This is a genomic window from Novosphingobium lindaniclasticum LE124 (assembly GCF_000445125.1).
GTDB classification, from domain to species: domain Bacteria; phylum Pseudomonadota; class Alphaproteobacteria; order Sphingomonadales; family Sphingomonadaceae; genus Novosphingobium; species Novosphingobium lindaniclasticum.
Genome location: NZ_ATHL01000095.1, coordinates 57,255 through 74,319 on the forward strand (window position 1 = coordinate 57,255; position 17,065 = coordinate 74,319).

The 17,065-nt window shown below is 63.3% G+C and carries 22 protein-coding genes and 1 tRNA gene; 12 read left to right on the top strand and 11 right to left on the bottom strand.

Features of this window, described 5'->3' with window-relative positions; translation table 11 throughout:
• Nucleotide 1: 1 nt before the first annotated feature.
• Complete coding sequence (locus L284_RS39410) at nucleotides 2-607, bottom strand: protein-L-isoaspartate O-methyltransferase family protein (RefSeq protein WP_021234898.1); 606 nt, start codon at nucleotides 605-607, stop codon at nucleotides 2-4.
• 287 nt (nucleotides 608-894) lie between these two features.
• Here L284_RS39410 and L284_RS39415 point away from each other — a divergent pair, with 287 nt between their 5' ends.
• The 3 genes from L284_RS39415 to L284_RS39425 all read left to right on the top strand — a co-directional run bounded on the left by L284_RS39415 (nucleotide 895) and on the right by L284_RS39425 (nucleotide 4,599).
• Complete coding sequence (locus L284_RS39415; RefSeq protein ID WP_021234899.1) at nucleotides 895-2,418, top strand: fumarate hydratase; 1,524 nt, start codon at nucleotides 895-897, stop codon at nucleotides 2,416-2,418.
• 137 nt (nucleotides 2,419-2,555) lie between these two features.
• Nucleotides 2,556-3,851: a sensor histidine kinase gene (locus L284_RS39420; protein ID WP_021234900.1), complete on the top strand. Its 1,296-nt coding sequence runs from the start codon at nucleotides 2,556-2,558 to the stop codon at nucleotides 3,849-3,851.
• Between the two features lies 1 nt (nucleotide 3,852).
• Nucleotides 3,853-4,599: a LytR/AlgR family response regulator transcription factor gene (locus tag L284_RS39425; RefSeq protein WP_031342629.1), complete on the top strand. Its 747-nt coding sequence runs from the start codon at nucleotides 3,853-3,855 to the stop codon at nucleotides 4,597-4,599.
• 58 nt (nucleotides 4,600-4,657) lie between these two features.
• Here the strand turns inward: L284_RS39425 and L284_RS39430 are convergent, their stop codons facing one another.
• Complete coding sequence (locus tag L284_RS39430; protein ID WP_021234902.1) at nucleotides 4,658-4,993, bottom strand: UrcA family protein; 336 nt, start codon at nucleotides 4,991-4,993, stop codon at nucleotides 4,658-4,660.
• Nucleotides 4,994-5,277: 284 nt separating this feature from the next.
• Between L284_RS39430 and L284_RS39435 the strand changes: the two genes are divergently transcribed.
• The 3 genes from L284_RS39435 to L284_RS39445 are packed head-to-tail and all read left to right on the top strand — an operon-like array spanning nucleotide 5,278 to nucleotide 7,343.
• Nucleotides 5,278-5,544: a hypothetical protein gene (locus L284_RS39435; protein WP_031342630.1), complete on the top strand. Its 267-nt coding sequence runs from the start codon at nucleotides 5,278-5,280 to the stop codon at nucleotides 5,542-5,544.
• Between the two features lie 37 nt (nucleotides 5,545-5,581).
• The gene (locus tag L284_RS39440) at nucleotides 5,582-6,466 is read left to right on the top strand and encodes a diacylglycerol/lipid kinase family protein (protein WP_021234904.1); all 885 of its coding nucleotides are present in this window, start codon (nucleotides 5,582-5,584) and stop codon (nucleotides 6,464-6,466) included.
• Nucleotides 6,456-7,343 (top strand): metallophosphoesterase family protein, encoded by an 888-nt coding sequence (locus L284_RS39445; protein ID WP_021234905.1) that lies wholly within the window; start codon nucleotides 6,456-6,458, stop codon nucleotides 7,341-7,343. Before L284_RS39440 ends, L284_RS39445 begins: the two co-directional genes overlap by 11 nt.
• Nucleotides 7,344-7,453: 110 nt before the next feature.
• On the opposite strand, the gene L284_RS39450 is transcribed toward L284_RS39445, so the two are convergent.
• The 7 genes from L284_RS39450 to L284_RS39480 all read right to left on the bottom strand — a co-directional run bounded on the left by L284_RS39450 (nucleotide 7,454) and on the right by L284_RS39480 (nucleotide 11,902).
• Nucleotides 7,454-8,170, bottom strand: a complete 717-nt coding sequence (locus L284_RS39450; RefSeq protein WP_031342631.1) for a GIN domain-containing protein — start codon at nucleotides 8,168-8,170, stop codon at nucleotides 7,454-7,456.
• A gap of 26 nt (nucleotides 8,171-8,196) precedes the next feature.
• The gene (locus tag L284_RS39455; RefSeq protein ID WP_021234907.1) at nucleotides 8,197-8,763 is read right to left on the bottom strand and encodes a DUF1700 domain-containing protein; all 567 of its coding nucleotides are present in this window, start codon (nucleotides 8,761-8,763) and stop codon (nucleotides 8,197-8,199) included.
• Nucleotides 8,753-9,112 (bottom strand): PadR family transcriptional regulator, encoded by a 360-nt coding sequence (locus L284_RS39460; RefSeq protein WP_021234908.1) that lies wholly within the window; start codon nucleotides 9,110-9,112, stop codon nucleotides 8,753-8,755. The genes L284_RS39455 and L284_RS39460 overlap by 11 nt, the downstream gene beginning before the upstream one ends.
• 219 nt (nucleotides 9,113-9,331) lie before the next feature.
• Complete coding sequence (rpsI, locus tag L284_RS39465) at nucleotides 9,332-9,853, bottom strand: 30S ribosomal protein S9 (protein ID WP_021234909.1); 522 nt, start codon at nucleotides 9,851-9,853, stop codon at nucleotides 9,332-9,334.
• Nucleotides 9,853-10,332, bottom strand: a complete 480-nt coding sequence (gene rplM, locus L284_RS39470) for a 50S ribosomal protein L13 (RefSeq protein WP_021234910.1) — start codon at nucleotides 10,330-10,332, stop codon at nucleotides 9,853-9,855. The genes rpsI and rplM overlap by 1 nt, the downstream gene beginning before the upstream one ends.
• Nucleotides 10,333-10,478: 146 nt before the next feature.
• The gene (gene cutA / locus L284_RS39475; protein WP_021234911.1) at nucleotides 10,479-10,817 is read right to left on the bottom strand and encodes a divalent-cation tolerance protein CutA; all 339 of its coding nucleotides are present in this window, start codon (nucleotides 10,815-10,817) and stop codon (nucleotides 10,479-10,481) included.
• Nucleotides 10,814-11,902 (bottom strand): COX15/CtaA family protein, encoded by a 1,089-nt coding sequence (locus tag L284_RS39480; protein ID WP_031342633.1) that lies wholly within the window; start codon nucleotides 11,900-11,902, stop codon nucleotides 10,814-10,816. Before L284_RS39480 ends, cutA begins: the two co-directional genes overlap by 4 nt.
• A 112-nt stretch (nucleotides 11,903-12,014) precedes the next feature.
• On the opposite strand from L284_RS39480, the gene L284_RS39485 reads away from it, so the two are divergent.
• From L284_RS39485 to L284_RS39500, 4 genes are all read left to right on the top strand, one after another.
• Entirely contained in the window at nucleotides 12,015-12,386 is a 372-nt protein-coding gene (locus tag L284_RS39485) for a MerC domain-containing protein (RefSeq protein ID WP_031342634.1), read from the top strand.
• A 51-nt stretch (nucleotides 12,387-12,437) separates the two neighbouring features.
• Nucleotides 12,438-12,650 (top strand): sulfur carrier protein ThiS, encoded by a 213-nt coding sequence (gene thiS, locus L284_RS39490; RefSeq protein ID WP_021234914.1) that lies wholly within the window; start codon nucleotides 12,438-12,440, stop codon nucleotides 12,648-12,650.
• A gap of 54 nt (nucleotides 12,651-12,704) precedes the next feature.
• Nucleotides 12,705-13,487 carry a bifunctional sulfur carrier protein/thiazole synthase protein gene (locus L284_RS39495; RefSeq protein WP_021234915.1) on the top strand — a complete coding sequence of 261 codons (783 nt, stop codon included), beginning with the start codon at nucleotides 12,705-12,707 and terminating at the stop codon, nucleotides 13,485-13,487.
• Between the two features lie 239 nt (nucleotides 13,488-13,726).
• Nucleotides 13,727-14,254: a hypothetical protein gene (locus L284_RS39500; protein ID WP_021234916.1), complete on the top strand. Its 528-nt coding sequence runs from the start codon at nucleotides 13,727-13,729 to the stop codon at nucleotides 14,252-14,254.
• A gap of 55 nt (nucleotides 14,255-14,309) precedes the next feature.
• Here the strand turns inward: L284_RS39500 and L284_RS39505 are convergent, their stop codons facing one another.
• Nucleotides 14,310-14,807, bottom strand: coding sequence for an MmcB family DNA repair protein (locus L284_RS39505; protein ID WP_021234917.1), 498 nt, complete (start codon nucleotides 14,805-14,807; stop codon nucleotides 14,310-14,312).
• Between the two features lie 157 nt (nucleotides 14,808-14,964).
• Here L284_RS39505 and L284_RS39510 point away from each other — a divergent pair.
• A tRNA-Arg gene (locus tag L284_RS39510) sits at nucleotides 14,965-15,041 on the top strand.
• 156 nt (nucleotides 15,042-15,197) lie between these two features.
• Entirely contained in the window at nucleotides 15,198-16,250 is a 1,053-nt protein-coding gene (locus L284_RS39515; RefSeq protein ID WP_021234918.1) for an RNA-binding domain-containing protein, read from the top strand.
• 66 nt (nucleotides 16,251-16,316) lie between these two features.
• Here L284_RS39515 and istB read toward each other — a convergent pair.
• Nucleotides 16,317-17,065: IS21-like element helper ATPase IstB (istB, locus tag L284_RS39520; RefSeq protein WP_021233816.1), on the bottom strand; the 749-nt coding region annotated here is incomplete at its 5' end.

A 17,065-nucleotide genomic window follows, 5' to 3' on the forward strand; every position in this document is an offset into this window, starting at 1 on the left:
CTCAGAAGCTCCAGTTTTTGGGAGCGGCGAATTCAGGCAGAGCCGGAATCCCCATTTCGATCAGCGGCAGCAGCGAGACCGCCCCCGCGGCCTTCACGCCCGAAGCCAGGCGAGCGACCCCGCGCACCAGGACCCCGGTGACCACGCGGCCGCCTTCGGCGACCTGCGCCGCCAGCGAAGCGGGCAGTTCCTCGATCGCGCCGTCGATCACGAGGAGCGAGTAGCCGCCTTCACCCGCAAAACCGGCAGCCTCCGTGGGATCGATGACGGTCAGCGAGCCGACCAGCGGACGCAGCAGCGCGGCGAGGTAGCCATTGCTTTCGCCCACCAGGAGGACCTTGTCGTTCTCGCTCGGCGCGGCTTCGGCCAGCAGTTTGCCGTGGAACAGCGGCGCGGCCAGGAAGCGGCCGTTCCCAAGCGGAATCGCACGGTCGATATAGGCGGCGTCGCGCATCGCGGCGGGAACGAAATCCTCGCGCGCGACGGCCGCCATGGCGTTCAGAACCCAATGTTCGTTGACGCCGCTGGTGCGCAGCTGGCTGACGATCATGGCCGTACGGGCTTCGGGGCGTGCTTCGGTGGCGGACCGGTCCTCGGTCAGGGTCATTGCGGCCTATTCCTCATGCTGGCGCGGGAAAGGACGGCTGGACGCCTGTATCCCCGCAAATACGGACTTTATGCGAGGCCTTCTAGGCGAAGCGGCGATTTTGGCCAAGTGGTTTGAAAGTTCCTGGTCGATCCATGGCGACGCTTTGACGATGGCGTTCCGGGACTTGCAACCCGGTGCGCGTGGAACACAAGAACGGCCGCGTGAAATGCGCTTTTGCGGAAAAACCAAACCCGGTCTAAGGAGCGCGCAAAATCACGCGATCCGAAAAACGGGAGCCCATTTCCATGACGCAGATGGTGACGATCCGCGAAGACGACCTCATCGAGAGTGTTGCCGACGCCCTCCAGTATATCAGCTACTTCCACCCGATGGACTATATCCGCGCGCTGGGCGACGCCTACGAGGCGGAGCAGGGCCCCGCGGCCAAGGATGCCATTGCGCAGATCCTGACCAACAGCCGCATGTGCGCGGAAGGCCATCGCCCGATCTGCCAGGACACCGGCATCGTCAACGTCTTCATCGAATGGGGCCAGAATTGCCGCCTCGAATCCGAGAAGTCGCTGCAGGAAGTGGTCGATGAAGGCGTGCGCCGCGCCTACAACAATGCCGAGAACAAGCTGCGCGCCTCGGTGCTGGCTGACCCCGCCTTCACCCGCCGCAACACCAAGGACAACACGCCTTCGGTGCTCTCGGTCAGCATGGTTCCCGGCTCGAAGGTCTCGGTGGACGTCGCGGCCAAGGGCGGCGGCTCGGAAAACAAGTCGAAGTTCAAGATGATGAATCCCAGCGATTCCATCGTCGACTGGGTGATCGAGATGCTGCCGCAGATGGGCGCCGGCTGGTGCCCGCCGGGCATGCTGGGCATCGGCATCGGCGGCACCGCCGAGCACTGCGTCAAGCTCGCCAAGCAGAGCCTGATGGAGCCGATCGACATGGCCCAGCTGAAGGCACGCGGCCCGCAGAACGACATCGAGGCGCTGCGCATCGAGATCTTCGACAAGGTCAACGCGCTCGGCATCGGCGCGCAGGGCCTTGGCGGCCTTGCCACGATCCTGGACGTCAAGATCATGGACTGGCCGTGCCACGCTGCGGGCAAGCCCGTCGCCATGATCCCGAACTGCGCCGCCACCCGCCACGCGCACTTCACGCTCGACGGCTCGGGCCCGAGCTTCCTGGAAACGCCGAACCTCGACGAGTGGCCGCAGGTGGAATGGGCGCCAGACGCGGGCGCCATCCGCGTCGACCTAGACACCCTCACCCCCGAGATCGTCCAGAGCTGGAAGCAGGGCGACCGTCTGCTGCTCAACGGCAAGATGCTCACCGGCCGCGATGCCGCGCACAAGCGCATCGCCGACATGCTCGCCAAGGGCGAAGAGCTGCCGGTCGATTTCAAGGGCCGCGTGATCTACTACGTCGGCCCGGTCGATCCGGTGCGCGAGGAAGTCGTCGGCCCCGCCGGCCCGACCACCGCGACCCGCATGGACAAGTTCTCGGACACCATGCTCGACCTCGGCCTGCTGGCCAGCATCGGCAAGTCGGAACGCGGCCCGGCCGCCACCGAGTCTATCGCCAGGCACAAGTCGGCCTACCTGATGGCCGTCGGCGGCGCCGCCTACCTCGTCGCCCGCGCGATCAAGGAAGCCAAGGTCGTCGGCTTTGCGGACCTCGGCATGGAGGCGATCTACGAATTCACCGTCAAGGATATGCCGGTGACCGTGGCCGTGGATTCCGAAGGCAAGAACGTCCACCAGCTCGCGCCGCTGGTATGGAAGGAAAAGATCGCCAAGGAGCACCTGCTCCCGGCGTGATGCGCCTGGGACAGAGGGCCGAGCCGGCGGGTTTCCACCCGGGGATCGGCCCTCTCCCGCAGCCGGTTCGACGAATGTCGGTTCCGGTTCGATCAGGGAACTGGCGCTACAAGGTTTTTTCGCGCTATCCCCTGAGGATGACGACCCCCGAGACGCCCGTCGCCCATCAGGCCCGCATTCCCGTGCGGCTCGTCTTGCTGACTCTGGCCGCTCTCTGGGCCTGCTATTTCGTGGTCGCCACCTTGCGCGGCGCGGTGATGGGCTACGACGAGTTCTGGCCGCTCGTATCGCGGCGGCTGACGATCTGCATCCTCTCGATGCTGCTGATGGCCGCCGTCTGGCCGCTGCTGCAATTGCTGGATCGCCGGTCGACCCGCACGCGCTTCGTCGTGGTGCTGATCGGAGCCTTGCCGCTGTCGATTGCGCTCGCGTTGATCAACGACGCGATCTTCGCCGACATGAACACCGCCAAGGCCTATGGGAGCGAGGAAGAGGCGGCGGCGGTAAGAGCCGGCAATATCCGCATCAGCCAGGACGAAGCGGGCAATATCCTTTTGGACCTGCCTCCATCGGCGGATCGGCGGTCCGGCCCCAAAGAGGCCGCGCCGTCCGAACAGGCCACCGGGTCGTCGACCATCACGGACGAGACAAGCTCGGCGATCACCATCAACACCGAGAAATTGTTCGGCAAGCATTACGGCGATTGGGCGAAGATGGCCGATACCGCCTTCGGCCGCTACTTCCTGATCCTGGCCTGGGCGGCGCTCTACTTCGCGCTCGTCAAGGCAGAGGAAGCCCGCGCGGCGGAATGGCGCGAGGGCGAATATCGGCGCGCGGCGGCAGCGGCGGAACTGCGGTCGCTGCGCTATCAGGTCAATCCGCACTTCCTGTTCAACACGCTCAATTCGCTTTCCGCGCTGGTCATGATCGGCAAGCAGGACGATGCGGAGAAGATGATCCAGAACCTCTCGACCTTCTACCGCCGAACACTTTCGGGAGATCCCACCAGCGATCTTCCGCTCGTAGACGAGATCGAGATGCAGAAGCTTTACTTCGCAATCGAGGCGGTGCGCTTTCCCAATCGATTGCTGACGACGATTGATATTGACGATTCTGTTCTTGGTGCAATGGTGCCGGGCATGATCCTGCAACCTCTCGTCGAGAATTCGGTGAAGTATGCCGTTGCCGCCACCCAGCGGCCCGTCACGATCGCGCTCGTCGCGCGGCGCGACGATGACATGCTGGAAGTGAGCGTCACCGACGATGGACCGGGATGCCCGGAAAACAGCGGCGGCTTCGGTATCGGTCTCGGCAACGTCAGGGATCGGCTGCGGGCGCGTTACGGCGCCGCGGCTACCATCACGTTCGGAGAGCGCCCGGAAGGCGGTTTCGCCACGGTCCTGAGAATGCCCCTGGAGGCCGGTCTTGCCTGAAATTGCCCCTGAATCCGTGGATGCCGCGCCGCTGCGGGCGCTGATCGTCGACGACGAGCCGCTGGCGGTTGAACGCATGCAGGTGATCTGCTCGCGCATCGAAGGCGTCTCGGTGATCGGTACCGCCAGCGACGGCCAGGCCGCGCTGCGCCTGATCGACGCTCTGACGCCGGACCTCGTCCTGCTCGACCTCACCATGCCCGAGACGGACGGCCTCACGGTGGCCCGTCGCCTCTCCGGCAAGCCCGATGCCCCGGCCGTCATATTCGTGACCGCTCATGACGAATTCGCAGTCGAGGCGTTCGATCTGGATGCGATCGACTACGTGCTCAAGCCCGTCGCGCCCGACCGGCTGCAACGCGCCGTGGGCCGCGTGATGTCGCGGCGCGGCGACCAGCGCCCTGCTCCGACGAGCGAATGGCTGGAAGAGTTCTGGGTGCCGCACCGCTCGGAACTGGTCAGGGTTCCGGCGGCCGATGTGGAGCGCATCGATGCCGAGCGCGACTATGTAAGGCTTCACGTTCGGGGGCAGAGCTACTTGCTGCTGCAGACCATCACCAGCCTGGAAGAGCGCCTCGATCCGGAACGGTTCATCCGCATCCACCGAAGCTGCATCCTGCGCCGCGACCATGTGACGGGGCTTCGCCATGAAGGGCTGGGCGTGTGGTCTGTCGAGACCGGGAGCGGCGATGTCCTGCGGATCGGCCGAACCTACCTGCCGAGCGTAAAGAAAATGGCGGGCCGTTAAGCCCGCCAGTCTCGTATTCGCTTATTTTCTCAAGGGACTTCGTGGGAGCGGCTCGGCCTCACTGGCCCACCGCCAGGCGCTGGGCGCCGGCCTTGTCGATGGCGCCGGCAACCTGGGCGCTGACATCGGCGCGGGCCTTGGTGTAGCATTCGGTGGCTTCGTTGCTGCGGATGCGTGAGCCGGTGGTCGTGCGGCCATAGTCGCAGGCTTCGCGAGCGGCGGTGTCGATGCGGCGCTCCAGCTTCTGCTTGCCTTCCGCGGTCGAGAGATTGAGGTCCGAATAGCGCACTTCGACATTCTTGGCGAAAGCCGGGGCGGGAGCGGTGGCGGCGGCAATGGCGCCCACGGAAAGAACGGCAGCGGCGGCGGCAGCGATCAGGTTGGTCTTGAACATCGTCTCTTCCTCCTCAGGGTGAGCCGTGTGCAAGTCTTCGTTCGCATCGGCTCGGTGAAACCTGTTTGCAGCGAAATCGCATGTCCTTCACGCGAGGCTCGACCGCCACCCGTCGAAGGTCGACGAAGATCGAGCCGCGGGGACGAACGACATCGGGTGTCGACGAACGGCGTGGCGTGATGGTGCCAAGAGCAAGAAATGCGGCGAATCGGATCGCGAAATGATCGCCATCTTTACGAAGACTGGTGCCGCTACGGGTTTCGCGGTACATTATGTATGTACCTATGGGACTAGTGCTCGTCTTCTTCCTTGGCGTATTCAACTTCGCCGCCCACAAGGCGGTGCTGGAAAGCGGGCATGCGCTGCTTTCCCAGGTGCCATGGTTCTTCCGGCCCTTGGGAGGGCGCCTCAGCCTGGTAGTGGAATTCGCCATGCTGCTCGGCGCCATGATCGCGGTTGCGGGGCATTCCGCCGGTTGGGCCTGGATCTATCTGCTCTACTCGCTCCTCAACGGTATTTCCGCCTGGCTGATCTCCAGCGGACGGGTTTGATCGGGAACCGGGCGCGGCGGCGCCGGTTTCTGGCGACATGACCGAAAACGATTCCACGCGTCCCGGCCTTCGCGCCCTCCCCCTGGTCTGGCTGGTCTGCAACGCGGCCAGCGGCAGCAACGACGACGCTTCCGTCGGGCAAGTGCAGGAGGCGTTGGACGAAGCCGGTTTTCCGGTGGATCGCACCCTGCGCTTCCCGGACGAGGCGGCACCGACTCCGGCCGTTCTCGATGCCGCTCAGGTCGATCTGCTCGTGGTGTTCGGCGGTGACGGCACCACGCATTCGGTCGTGGCGGCTGCAAGCGGGTGGAGCGGGCCGGTCCTGGTCCTTCCCGGCGGGACCATGAACATGTTGCCCAAGCGGCTGCACGGCGACTTTCCAGCAACGGAAATCATCGCGCGCCTTGCCCGCGCCCCGCTGCTGACGACGCGTCCTCAGGTGATCTCGAGTCGCCACGGCGTGGGGCTGACCGGGGTGCTGGCCGGGCCGGGCACGATCTGGAACGAAGTGCGCGAAGCCATGCGCGCGGTGAACATCGTGGAATTCGTCAATACCGCCGCGCAGGCGATCTCGTGGTCGGCGAATGGCCCCAAGGTGACTTGCGCCGATGCGGATTGCGGCCGCGAAGAAGGCTATGCGGCGATCACCGTCACGCCGTACGAGAGCGGTCTCGAGGTCAACGGCTATTACGCGGAATCGCTGGCCGACTATGCGGGACAAGGGATTGCCCTGCTGAACCGGGACTTTCGGGATGGACCGCACGATTCGCTGGGAACGCACCGCCAGCTCAGGCTCGTGTGCCCCGATGGCGAACCGATGGGTCTGCTGATCGACGGCGAACCGTTCGACGGCGCGGCCGAGGAAGTGTTTTCCCTCGCGACTTGCGAAGTCGATCTGGTAACGACGCTCAATGCTTCCTGATAATTCCCTATCGCCGGGCGAGCCGATCCGCCTGTTCCATTTGAGCGACATCCATTTCGGGCTTGAGGACGAGTCCGCCCTCGCCTGGGCGAAATCCTGCATCGCGCGAGAAAAGCCCCATGCCGTGGCCATCACCGGCGACCTGACGATGCGCGCGCGGCATCCCGAGTTTGCGGCGGCGACGAACTGGATCAAGGCGCTCGATGTGCCGGTCACGGTCGAGGTGGGAAATCACGACATTCCCTACTTCAACCTCTACGAACGCTTCTTCGCACCGTACAAGCGGTTCCATGCGATCGAGAATATGGTGGAGGCCAAGCTCCATCTTCCGGGTCTGGCGATCGTTCCGCTCAAGACCACGACCCGGGCGCAGTGGCAGCGCTTCCCCTGGTCGAACGGCTGGGTGACGGAAAAGGCGCTCGCCGAAACGCTGGCGGCCATAGACGCCCTGCCCGCCGGAACCCGCGTGTTGATCGCCGCGCACCATCCGCTCACCGAGCGCCGCGCCAAGGACGGCAAGCTGCTGACGATCAACGGTACGCGGACGATGGAAGTCCTGGCCGAGCGCAAGGTCATGGCCGTGCTCTCGGGCCATATCCACGACGCCTTCGATCTGACGGCTGAGACTCGGAGAGGGCCGCTGCGCATGATCGGCGCCGGGACGCTGTCGAAGCGGATCCGCTCGACCCCGCCCAGCTTCAACGAGATCACCATCGACGGCGATCGTATCAAGGTCGTCGCCCGCAATCTCGAACACGTCCCCACCGCAGCCATGCAGATCGACCAGGTTCCGGAAAACGCCCTGCCCCCGCGCGAGCCTGACGAGCCCGTGGCACCTGTCGGCGCGGTGCCGCCGGTCGATCCGCCGGTGCACTGATCGCCCAGGGTGTCCGGCTAAACGCAAGAAGCCGCGCCGTCGAAACGGCGCGGCTTCTTGGGTTTCAGCCGCCGCGAGCGAGCCGCAGCGGTTTGCCTTCCTGCAAAGACTTACTTGTAGTCGTGGCTGACGTTGCCGATGCCGTTGATCTCGGTCTTGAGGTTTGCGGGCTTGCGGACGAGCGAGACATTGCCGATGCCGTTGATCTGGATGCTGACGTTGCCGGTGGCGCCGATCGTCATGTTGCCCGCGCCGTTCACTTCGATCGTGGCGTCCTGGATATCGACTTTGCCGAAATTCAGGCTGCCCGCGCCGTCGGTGGTGACGGCCAGTTTGCGGACCTTGCCGGTGGCGGCCAGGCTGAGCGCACCGTTGCCGTTCACCGTCAGGCTGTCCTGATCGAGGCCGGTCAGGGTAACATCGCCGGGGGCGTCGAAATCGAAGCCTTCGATCTCCGGCGCGGTAATCCGCACTTTCAGGCCCTTGCGGCCGTGCCAGCTGCCCTTCACGGCCAGGCGGCCATCTTCCCAGGTCAGGCGATCGACCAGCTTCTGCGGGCCGGTGACGACCATCTCGGCCTTGTCGCCTTTGGTGAAGACCAGCTGGACAGGGATGTCCATCGCCAGGCGGGCGCCGGGCTGGATCTGGAAATTGCGGGTGATCTGCGGGCTGTCGGTGTCTTCGTCGTCGTCGCCGATGGTCCAGTTGAAGTCGCCTTCGTGGACGTCGCGGCGGAACTTGTCGCCGCCGATCACCCAGGCCGCGCTGAAGGCGACGATCGTCAGGATCACGCCGCTGGCGAATACGATGAGCAGTTTCCTGAACATCACTCGGTTCCTTTCTCTCGTGCTTTTCAGTCTTGCGAATGCATGGCGGGTTCGAGCACGCGATAGTGCAGACGGCCGAACCACATGATGGCGTTGATGATCCAGATGCTGACCAGAGTCAGAAGGGCGGCGATGGCCACGGCGGCGCTCATCGTGCCGAGACCACCCAGGATGGCGACCAGCGCACCGCCTGGAAAGCCGCTGAACGGCCCGGCGACCAAGATGAAGCCGCCCGCTAGGAAAGCGGCCAGGGTCGCGACGTAAAGGCCGAACATCACGCCCAGTATCGGCAGCACGATCGGCAGCAGGATCAGGATGTCGATCGTGGCAAGGCCCATGAAGGCCAGGATCGCACTCCACGCCGAAGACGGCGAGCGGGCGCTTTCCCAGTTGCGGAAACCGGCCTCGAACCGCAGTTCGCGGGCAAGGCGGCCGGGATCGCCCAGGGCGGCGGCCACTTCCTGTTCGTTGCGGCCTTCGGCAGCCCCGGCTTCGAAGTGTTCCTCGTAATCGGCGACGATCTCGGCGACGACATCCTGCGGCATGCCCTTAAGGCCGGCCTTCAGGCGCCTGATGAACTCGTTACGCGTCATGGCTGGGCTCCTCCTGCACAGGTGCGACGGCGGCACCGTCGAGCAGTTCCTCGACGGCGGCGGTGAAGCCGCGCCATTCCTCGACCTGTTCGGCAAGGCGGCTGCGGCCCGTGTCTGTGATGCGGTAGTATTTGCGCGGCGGCCCCGAGGGCGATTCCTCAAGGTAGGTCACGACGAGGCCATCGGACTGCATGCGGCGCATGAGCGGGTAGATCGTACCCTCTCCCATATCGACTGCGGCCGCCATGCGGCTGGCGATCTCATAGGCGTAACTGTCCCCCCGCGACAGCAAGGCGAGTACGCAGAGACCGAGCACTCCCTTCTTCAGCTGCACTTCGATTTCGGACATCGAATCATCTCCTGCGGATGAGGGGTGTATATAGCCAGCTACTGTGTGATGCAAGATACCTTGTGTAAGTCGATATGGGGTGAAGACAGATACCTACCGATAGCAGCTATCGTGCTTGGGCTGCTGATCTCACGAGCCCGCCAAGTAGGAAGACGCAACGAAAAAGGGCCGCGGTTTCCCGCGACCCTCTTTGGTAAGCCGAAGCTCTCTGTAAGCGAATTAACGCTTCGAGAACTGGAAGCTACGACGTGCCTTGGCACGGCCGTACTTCTTACGCTCGACGACGCGCGGGTCGCGGGTAAGGAAGCCGGCAGCCTTGACGGACGCGCGCAGGGCGGGCTCGTACTTCGCGAGTGCCTGGGCGATACCGTGCTTCACGGCACCGGCCTGACCCGAGAGACCGCCGCCCTTGACGGTGGCGATCACGTCGTAGGCGCCGTCGCGACCAGCCACCTGGAAGGGCTGGTTGATGACGAGACGCAGGGTCGGACGTGCGAAGTACACTTCCTGGTCACGGCCGTTGATGATGAACTTGCCGGTGCCGGGCTTCACCCAAACGCGGGCCACGGCGTCCTTGCGGCGGCCGGTTGCGTAAGCGCGGCCATAGGCGTCGAGCTGCTGCTCGCGCAGGGGCGCGTTCGAAACGACGGGCGTGAAAGTCTCTTCCGAGGTTTCGACGGCGGCGACTTCGCCCAGGTCCTTAAGGTCGGACAGGCTCTGTACGGTTTCGGTATCGGACATTACGCGCCAACCTTGTTCTTGCGGTTCATGGAAGCGACGTCGAGCGCTTCGGGCTGGGTGCCACCGTGCGGGTGCTCGGTGCCGGCGTAGAGGTGCAGGGCACGCATCTGGTCGCGGCCGAGCGGGCCACGGGGGATCATGCGCTCGACAGCCTTTTCAAGCACGCGCTCGGGGAAACGACCGCCGAGGACCTTGTCCGCAGTCACTTCCTTGATGCCGCCGGCGTAGCCGGTGTGCTTGTAGTAGGTCTTGTCGCCCAGCTTCTTGCCGGTGAACTTCACCTTCTCGGCGTTGATCACGACGACGTGGTCGCCGCAATCGACGTGCGGGGTGAAGCTCGGCTTGTGCTTGCCGCGCAGGAGGTCTGCGATGACGACCGCGAGACGGCCAACCACCAGACCTTCGGCATCGATCAGATGCCACTTCTTTTCCACCTCGGCCGGCTTGATCGACCGGGTGACCTTCGTAAGCGCCTTCATGGCTGGTCTATCCCTAATGTTCAGGTCGCGGCGGTCGAATCGTTCGCTTTCACGAATCTCCGGCACCGCGGGAAGGCGGCCAGATCGTCGAAACGGGCCTTCAAGTCAAGGAGACCGCGGCTTTCCAGAGAGGTAAAATAATACCTCTAACACTGCGGTGCCCCAATTCGAGCCAGCCAAGCCACGGTGTCCGGTGCTCCCGCGTCGCAGCGCCAGCCCAGAACGGCGGGGGTTTCGTAAGGATGGAGTTCGGCGAGTCTACCAACGGCGGCATCGAGTAGTGCGGCGTTGGTCTTGACCAACAGGCCGAATTCCCGAGCCGTGTCCTTCTCGCCGTTCCAGACGAACACGGAAGTCATGCCCGGCAGCAGATTCCCGCAGGCAGCCAGACCTTCGTCCAGCAGGGTGTTCACCGCCGAGAGGGCGCTTTCCTCGTCGGGAAAAGGGCACCAGATGAGGGCAGGGGTCTCGGCGTGCCCGCTCACATACCGAGTCCGACCTGATCGCGGCGGCCCAGGCAATGCGCGCCCCAGACCGTCGCGGCAACGAGCAAGGCGCCGCAGAGCTGGTGCGCTACCGCCAGCCAGAGCGCCACGCCCGACCACACGGTGAAGATCCCGAGCAGCACCTGAGTACCGAAAGCCGAATGCACCGCGATCGAGGCGAGGCGGGCATGTCGTGCCTTGAGGCGGCGACCCATCACGACCAGCACGGCGACCACCACCCAGGCCCACCAACGGTGAACGAAGTGTGTCAGGAACGGATCGTTGACGAGCGCATGAAGCGCGCCGCCTGCCCATTCCACGCCGTCCGGGAAGAAGGCGCCCTGCATCAGCGGCCAGGCGTCCAGGCTGAACCAGCCCATGCCTGCGACGTAACCCGCGCGCAGGCCGGCGACCATCGCACCCATGAAGAGCTGGAAGAACAGGATGCCCAGGGCGATGGCTCCGAAACGGTTGAGGCGGGCCGGAGCCTGCCCACGGCGCAGTTCGCGGAGATCTAGCGCAGTCCAGACGAGGCCGCCCAGTGTCGTCAATGCGACCAGGAGATGCGCGGCAAGGCGGAAGTGGTTCACCCGGTCCGCCGCTTCCGGGCTGAGGCCCGAGGAAACCATCCACCAGCCCACCACACCCTGAAGACCGCCGAGGGCCAGCAGCGCGACGAGGCGCGGCTTGTAGCCCAGCGGGATCGTGCGCTTGTACCAGAACCACGCGAGCGGCAGCGCGAAAGCCAGGCCGATCACGCGGGCCAGCAGGCGATGAACCCATTCCCAGAAGTAGATGAACTTGTACTGAGCCAGCGTCATGCCTGCCGGCCCATTGACGTCGATGTACTGCGGGATCTGTTTGTAACGGGCGAATTCCGCCTGCCACTGCGCGTCGGTCAGCGGCGGGATCGCACCGGTGAGCGGCTTCCACTGGGTAATCGACAGCCCGGACTCGGTGAGCCGGGTGATGCCGCCGACCGCGACGATGAGGACGACCAGCGCGGCCACGAACAGCAGCCAGCGAACCATGGGGGCGATATCGTCGGCTGTACCGAGGATGGGGCGACCGTCAGAGACTCTCATGGCGCAAATCCCTGCGATCTTGCGACGAAATGCGCAAGAGGCGCGTCGGTCGAATGTTTCATTACACGGTCGGGGCTTGATGAATGTTACAACGTCTCATACATGAACATCCATGCGTATGGCTATCACTGCGATTCGAAACCGGCTGGACCGGGCAGGCATCGTCCTCAGCGGTCTCTGTGCGCTTCACTGTGTCCTGGGTGTTTTCTTCGTAGGATTCCTGGGTCTCGGGGGTGAAGTTCTGCTTGCGCCGGACGTTCATCGCGTCGGCCTGGTGCTGGCCCTGGTCGTCGGGGTGATCTCGCTGGGCTTCGGCGTCGTGCGTCACGGCCGCATCGCGCCGCTGGTGATCGGGGCTGTCGGCCTTGCACTGATGGCCGGGGCGATCGCGGTCGGTCATGGTCTGGCGGAGTCGGTGCTCACCATCATCGGCGTCGCGCTGGTCGCCCTTGCGCATATCCGGAACTTGCATCGCGCGCACTAAAAGTGCCGTCTGCGCACTTTCCAAATCGGTTCAGCGCGCTATCTGCGGCCCATGGCTGCTGAAATCTCCCTCATCGTGAACGGCGAACCGCGCCGCGTGGCGTTTGGCTCCTCGATCGCCGATCTCGTAGCCGGCATCGGCCTCGATCCGAAGAAGGTCGCCGTCGAGCACAACGGCGAAATCGCTCCGCGCTCGACCCTGGCTGACGTTTCGCTGTCCGAGGGCGACGTGCTGGAGATCGTCCACTTCGTCGGCGGCGGCTGAACGCGCCGTAATCGCCCGAATTCCGACATATCGTTCCCCGAAAGGACGCGAACCTTGACCGATACCGTATCTGATTCCTGGACCGTCGCCGGTCGCACCTTTCGCTCCCGCCTGATCGTTGGGACCGGCAAGTACAAGGACTTCGAGCAGAACGCGGCGGCGGTCGAGGCTTCTGGCGCGGAAATCGTCACGGTCGCGGTGCGGCGGGTCAATGTCTCGGACCCGAAGGCGCCGATGCTGACCGACTATATCGATCCGAAGAAGATCACCTATCTTCCCAACACCGCCGGCTGCTTCACCGCAGATGACGCCATCCGCACCCTGCGCCTGGCGCGCGAAGCGGGCGGCTGGGATCTGGTGAAGCTGGAAGTGCTGGGCGAAGCACGCACCCTCTATCCTGACATGCGCGAGACGCTGAAGGCCACGGAAACCCTGGCGAACGAGGGCTTCCTGCCGATGGTCTACTGCGTGGACGATCCGATCGCCGCCAAGCAGCTCGAAGAGGCCGGCGCCGTGGCGGTCATGCCGCTGGGCGCGCCGATCGGTTCGGGACTGGGCATCCAGAACAAGGTCACGGTTCGCCTGATCGTGGAAGGCGCGAAGGTGCCGGTGCTCGTCGACGCGGGTGTGGGTACGGCCTCGGAAGCCGCCGTGGCGATGGAACTCGGCTGCGACGGCGTGCTTATGAACACCGCCATCGCCGAAGCACGTGACCCTATCCGCATGGCGCGCGCGATGAAGCTGGCCGTGGAGGCCGGTCGCCATGCCTACCTCGCCGGACGTATGGCCCAGCGCCGCTATGCCGATCCGTCCAGCCCTCTGGCGGGGTTGATCTAAAAATTTCAGGCAGGGCACTATCTCGCCATCGGCCGCTCTTGTTCTCGATAGGGCGGAATTGTGGCGGGATAGCGCCGATATCGCATTTTTCGAGCTGTGCCAGATTGAAATGCTTTGCGAATCTTATTGGGAATATCGGGCACAAACCTTTGCGCAGTTAAGCCTGTAGCAACCGATGTGGCACAAACTGGTTCTAGTGACAGGGAGGATAGTCCTTCCGTGTCACGAGGATCAGGACCATGACTCACACGGGAAAGGCCACCATCACCATCAGCGAACTGCGGGAGTTCGCCAGCTTCACGCCCTGTGAGCAGCGTTATATCCGCCGTAGCCTCGATGTAGGACTCGGCCGACAGGATGCGCTCGGTCTGTGGGCCCGTGACGGGGCAGAGGCCACCTCGATCCGAAAGCAATACGAGGCCTATGCCGACCTTGCGGCCTTGCGCGACATGCGGCCCGACGAATTCGGCTTCGACGACATTACCGCGTTCATGGGTAAGCTCGTCCACATCGCCGCTTTCGATCTGGCGCAGGACCGTATCGTATCCTTCTCGGCGTTCCGCTTCCTCTACGAGCGCCTCCTGGGGGGATGGGCCAGGCCCTGGCTGCCGGCTGCTTTCTGCGGCGCGGCGGCACTCCCCCAGATCCGGCCCGACCGCCGCAAGACTCTGCTCCACTCGATCAGCGAAGCGGCTGCTACGGCCTCGGGATGGTCGGAGCGCGAACCGTCTTTCTTCCCGGAATGGATCGAGAAGGAAGTCGCCTGACGCAGGAGGCGGTCCGGGGCTGTCTTGCATGATCGCCCCGGCATCGTCTCTATCGTCAGCTTTCGCTTCCCCACTGCTGGGTTTGCGGATCGCCTGAAGTGACGAGCCGCCGCAAGGAGGTGCGGGCCAATCGCTCCGTCTCAACCTTGCGACGCGCCGCTGCCAGTTGGCGCAAGGGCGCGGGACGCAGGATTTCCGCATCGTAGCCATCGGCAACGATGACGCCGCATTGATCCGGCAGGAAAGGCTCGGTTTCCAGGGGCGCACGATCAAGCGAGGGGGGAAGGCCCCAGTAGAAACGATCGCAATAATCCAGATAGTCGGTCCACTTGCCGTCGCCGAGCAGGTCAGCCCGCGAGACCTTGATCTCCACGATGATGACGTGCCCCTTGGCGTCGATGCCCATAAGATCTGCGCGGCGCCCGCAGCGCAGCGCCATTTCAGGGAGGCACCAGATGTCGTTGCGGGCGAAAAGGCGGCCGATGCCGCGGACGACATCGGCAGCGACAAACGACGGGGGCGGGGCAACCAGAGGGGAATCAGCTTCCATCATTGCGGCAGCATAGGAACATAGAGGGAACTTTCAACCCGCATCTTGCCGTAACCAGCCCTTTAGCGGAGGCTTCGACGGGTTTTTCCCAAGCCTATGATCGATAGGCGCGATTTGGCGCTGGCAACGCCGCTCATGCTCTGCTACTCGGCCGAGCACTGCACCCGTAGCTCAGCTGGATAGAGCGCTGCCCTCCGAAGGCAGAGGCCACAGGTTCGAATCCTGTCGGGTGCACCATATTAACTCTGCTAAGGCATTGAGTTATTTAGATGAAGCGGAGCGCCTCGGAATTGCGTTCCCACATTTTACCCCACATCTGTGCTCCGCTGTCAGCGCTCGCCACCACTCCGGATCATCTTCGCATCCTGCGTCGTCAGTGGTAGGGGCACTGCCATGACGGAAAGAGACATAGCTTGGATCGACGAACTTCGTAAGGGAGGCAAGGAGCGGGCCCTAGTCGAGTTTAAGCACAATAACGCAGATCCTGAAATCGTCGGTAAGCTGGTTTCAGCTTTGTCCAACGCGGCGAGGGAGGCCGATAGAGAAGTCGCCTGTGTGGTTTGGGGCGTTGAAGATGAGACGGGAAGAGTGTTGGGCACCTCCTTCGATCCCAATGCCCTTAAAGTGGGAGGGCAAGCGTTCGAGATGAGGCTGGCTCAGATGTTGAGGCCGAGCCCCGCATTCTCGTTTAGAACGGTCGATCACCCTGATGGTCGAGTTGTCCTGTTGGAAATTCCGGCGGCGAGCACTGCACCGGTCGAATATAGCGGGACGGCTTACATCCGTGTAGGAAATGCCACGCCTAAGCTTTCTGATTTCCCCGATCGCTACCAAAAAATCATCACGAATTTGCGGCCGTTCGTTTGGGAAAAGGGCGTTGCAAAGTCGTTTGTCGAGAGCGATGAGGTTCTCGATTTCATCGATTATCCATCCTATTTTCGACTGACTGGTCAGAAGCTGCCCGAAGGTCGCACCGCTATTTTAGAACGCCTTGCAGCAGACCAGTTGATCCAGCTGGACGTGGGAGGACGCTGGAACATCATGAATTTAGGAGCGATTCTGTTCGCTTCTGATCTTCGAAAATTTGACGAGGCGATCTCCCGAAAAGCTGTCCGTTTCGTTGCCTACGACGGCAGAAACAAGGCCAGCACGGTCACTCACCGTCATGACGGCCGATTCGGTTATGCCACAGGCTTTGAAGGGCTCGTCACGTACATCAATGGCCTTGTGCCAAGCGTCGAAAGGATTGGCCCCGCCTTCCGAGAAGCTCAGCCGATGTTCCCGATGATTGCGGTACGTGAACTCATCGCAAATGCGCTCATCCACCAAGATATGACGATTGGCGGAGCAGGCCCTCAAATTGCGCTTTTCTCAGATCGGCTCGAGATCACGAACCCAGGCGAGCCGCTAGTTAGCACACACATGTTGATTGCCACTGAGATGTGACCCGGGGTTTTCATTGAGAATTGACCCGGGTGGGTATGGGTTATGTGCTGCCGTATCCTGGCAGGTTCAAGATGCTGGCTTCTCCTTTCTGGCTTTTGGCGCAGCGGTGCTGGCACGGAAGCGGAAGCTGTCGTTTCCGGTTTCCAGGATGTGGCAGTGGTGGGTTAGCCGATCGAGCAACGCGGTGGTCATCTTGGCATCGCCGAACACGCCAGCCCATTCGCTGAAGCTTAGGTTGGTGGTGATGACGACGCTGGTGCGCTCGTACAGCTTGCTGAGCAGATGGAAGAGCATGGCTCCGCCCGATGGGCTGAAGGGCAGATAACCCAGCTCGTCGAGGATGAGCAGGTCGAGACGTAGCAGGCGTTCTGCCAACTGGCCGGATCGGTTCATGGTCTTTTCCTGCTCAAGCGCATTGACCAGATCGACCGTGGAGAAGAAGCGAACCTTCTTGCGGTGATGCTCGACGGCCTGGACGCCCAGTGCCGTTGCGATATGACTCTTGCCGGTTCCAGGCCCGCCAATCAGCACGACATTGTCGGCGTTTTCCATGAAGTCGCCTTGGTGAAGCTGGCGGACGAGGGCTTCGTTGATCTCGCTGGCGGCAAAGTCGAAGCCAGCCAGATCCTTGTAGGCCGGGAAGCGGGCCGCCTTGATCTGATAGGCGATGGACCTGACCTCGCGTTCGGCCATCTCTGCCTTCAGGAGTCCAGCGAGCATCGGCACGGCAGCATCGAAGGCAGGCGCGCCCTGCTCGATCAGTTCGTCGGCGGCCTGAGCCATGCCGAACATCTTGAGGCTGCGCAGCATGACGA

Excerpts from the sequence above, each read along its gene's own strand:
- L284_RS39410 (WP_021234898.1), bottom strand. The coding sequence starts at position 607 with ATGACCCTGACCGAGGACCGGTCCGCCACCGAAGCACGCCCCGAAGCC.
- L284_RS39415 (WP_021234899.1), top strand. The coding sequence starts at position 895 with ATGACGCAGATGGTGACGATCCGCGAAGACGACCTCATCGAGAGTGTT.
- L284_RS39420 (WP_021234900.1), top strand. The coding sequence starts at position 2,556 with ATGACGACCCCCGAGACGCCCGTCGCCCATCAGGCCCGCATTCCCGTG.
- L284_RS39430 (WP_021234902.1), bottom strand. The coding sequence starts at position 4,993 with ATGTTCAAGACCAACCTGATCGCTGCCGCCGCCGCTGCCGTTCTTTCC.
- L284_RS39435 (WP_031342630.1), top strand. The coding sequence starts at position 5,278 with ATGGGACTAGTGCTCGTCTTCTTCCTTGGCGTATTCAACTTCGCCGCC.
- L284_RS39440 (WP_021234904.1), top strand. The coding sequence starts at position 5,582 with ATGACCGAAAACGATTCCACGCGTCCCGGCCTTCGCGCCCTCCCCCTG.
- L284_RS39445 (WP_021234905.1), top strand. The coding sequence starts at position 6,456 with ATGCTTCCTGATAATTCCCTATCGCCGGGCGAGCCGATCCGCCTGTTC.
- L284_RS39450 (WP_031342631.1), bottom strand. The coding sequence starts at position 8,170 with ATGTTCAGGAAACTGCTCATCGTATTCGCCAGCGGCGTGATCCTGACG.
- L284_RS39455 (WP_021234907.1), bottom strand. The coding sequence starts at position 8,763 with ATGACGCGTAACGAGTTCATCAGGCGCCTGAAGGCCGGCCTTAAGGGC.
- L284_RS39460 (WP_021234908.1), bottom strand. The coding sequence starts at position 9,112 with ATGTCCGAAATCGAAGTGCAGCTGAAGAAGGGAGTGCTCGGTCTCTGC.
- rpsI (WP_021234909.1), bottom strand. The coding sequence starts at position 9,853 with ATGTCCGATACCGAAACCGTACAGAGCCTGTCCGACCTTAAGGACCTG.
- rplM (WP_021234910.1), bottom strand. The coding sequence starts at position 10,332 with ATGAAGGCGCTTACGAAGGTCACCCGGTCGATCAAGCCGGCCGAGGTG.
- L284_RS39480 (WP_031342633.1), bottom strand. The coding sequence starts at position 11,902 with ATGAGAGTCTCTGACGGTCGCCCCATCCTCGGTACAGCCGACGATATC.
- L284_RS39485 (WP_031342634.1), top strand. The coding sequence starts at position 12,015 with ATGCGTATGGCTATCACTGCGATTCGAAACCGGCTGGACCGGGCAGGC.
- thiS (WP_021234914.1), top strand. The coding sequence starts at position 12,438 with ATGGCTGCTGAAATCTCCCTCATCGTGAACGGCGAACCGCGCCGCGTG.
- L284_RS39500 (WP_021234916.1), top strand. The coding sequence starts at position 13,727 with ATGACTCACACGGGAAAGGCCACCATCACCATCAGCGAACTGCGGGAG.
- L284_RS39505 (WP_021234917.1), bottom strand. The coding sequence starts at position 14,807 with ATGATGGAAGCTGATTCCCCTCTGGTTGCCCCGCCCCCGTCGTTTGTC.
- L284_RS39515 (WP_021234918.1), top strand. The coding sequence starts at position 15,198 with ATGACGGAAAGAGACATAGCTTGGATCGACGAACTTCGTAAGGGAGGC.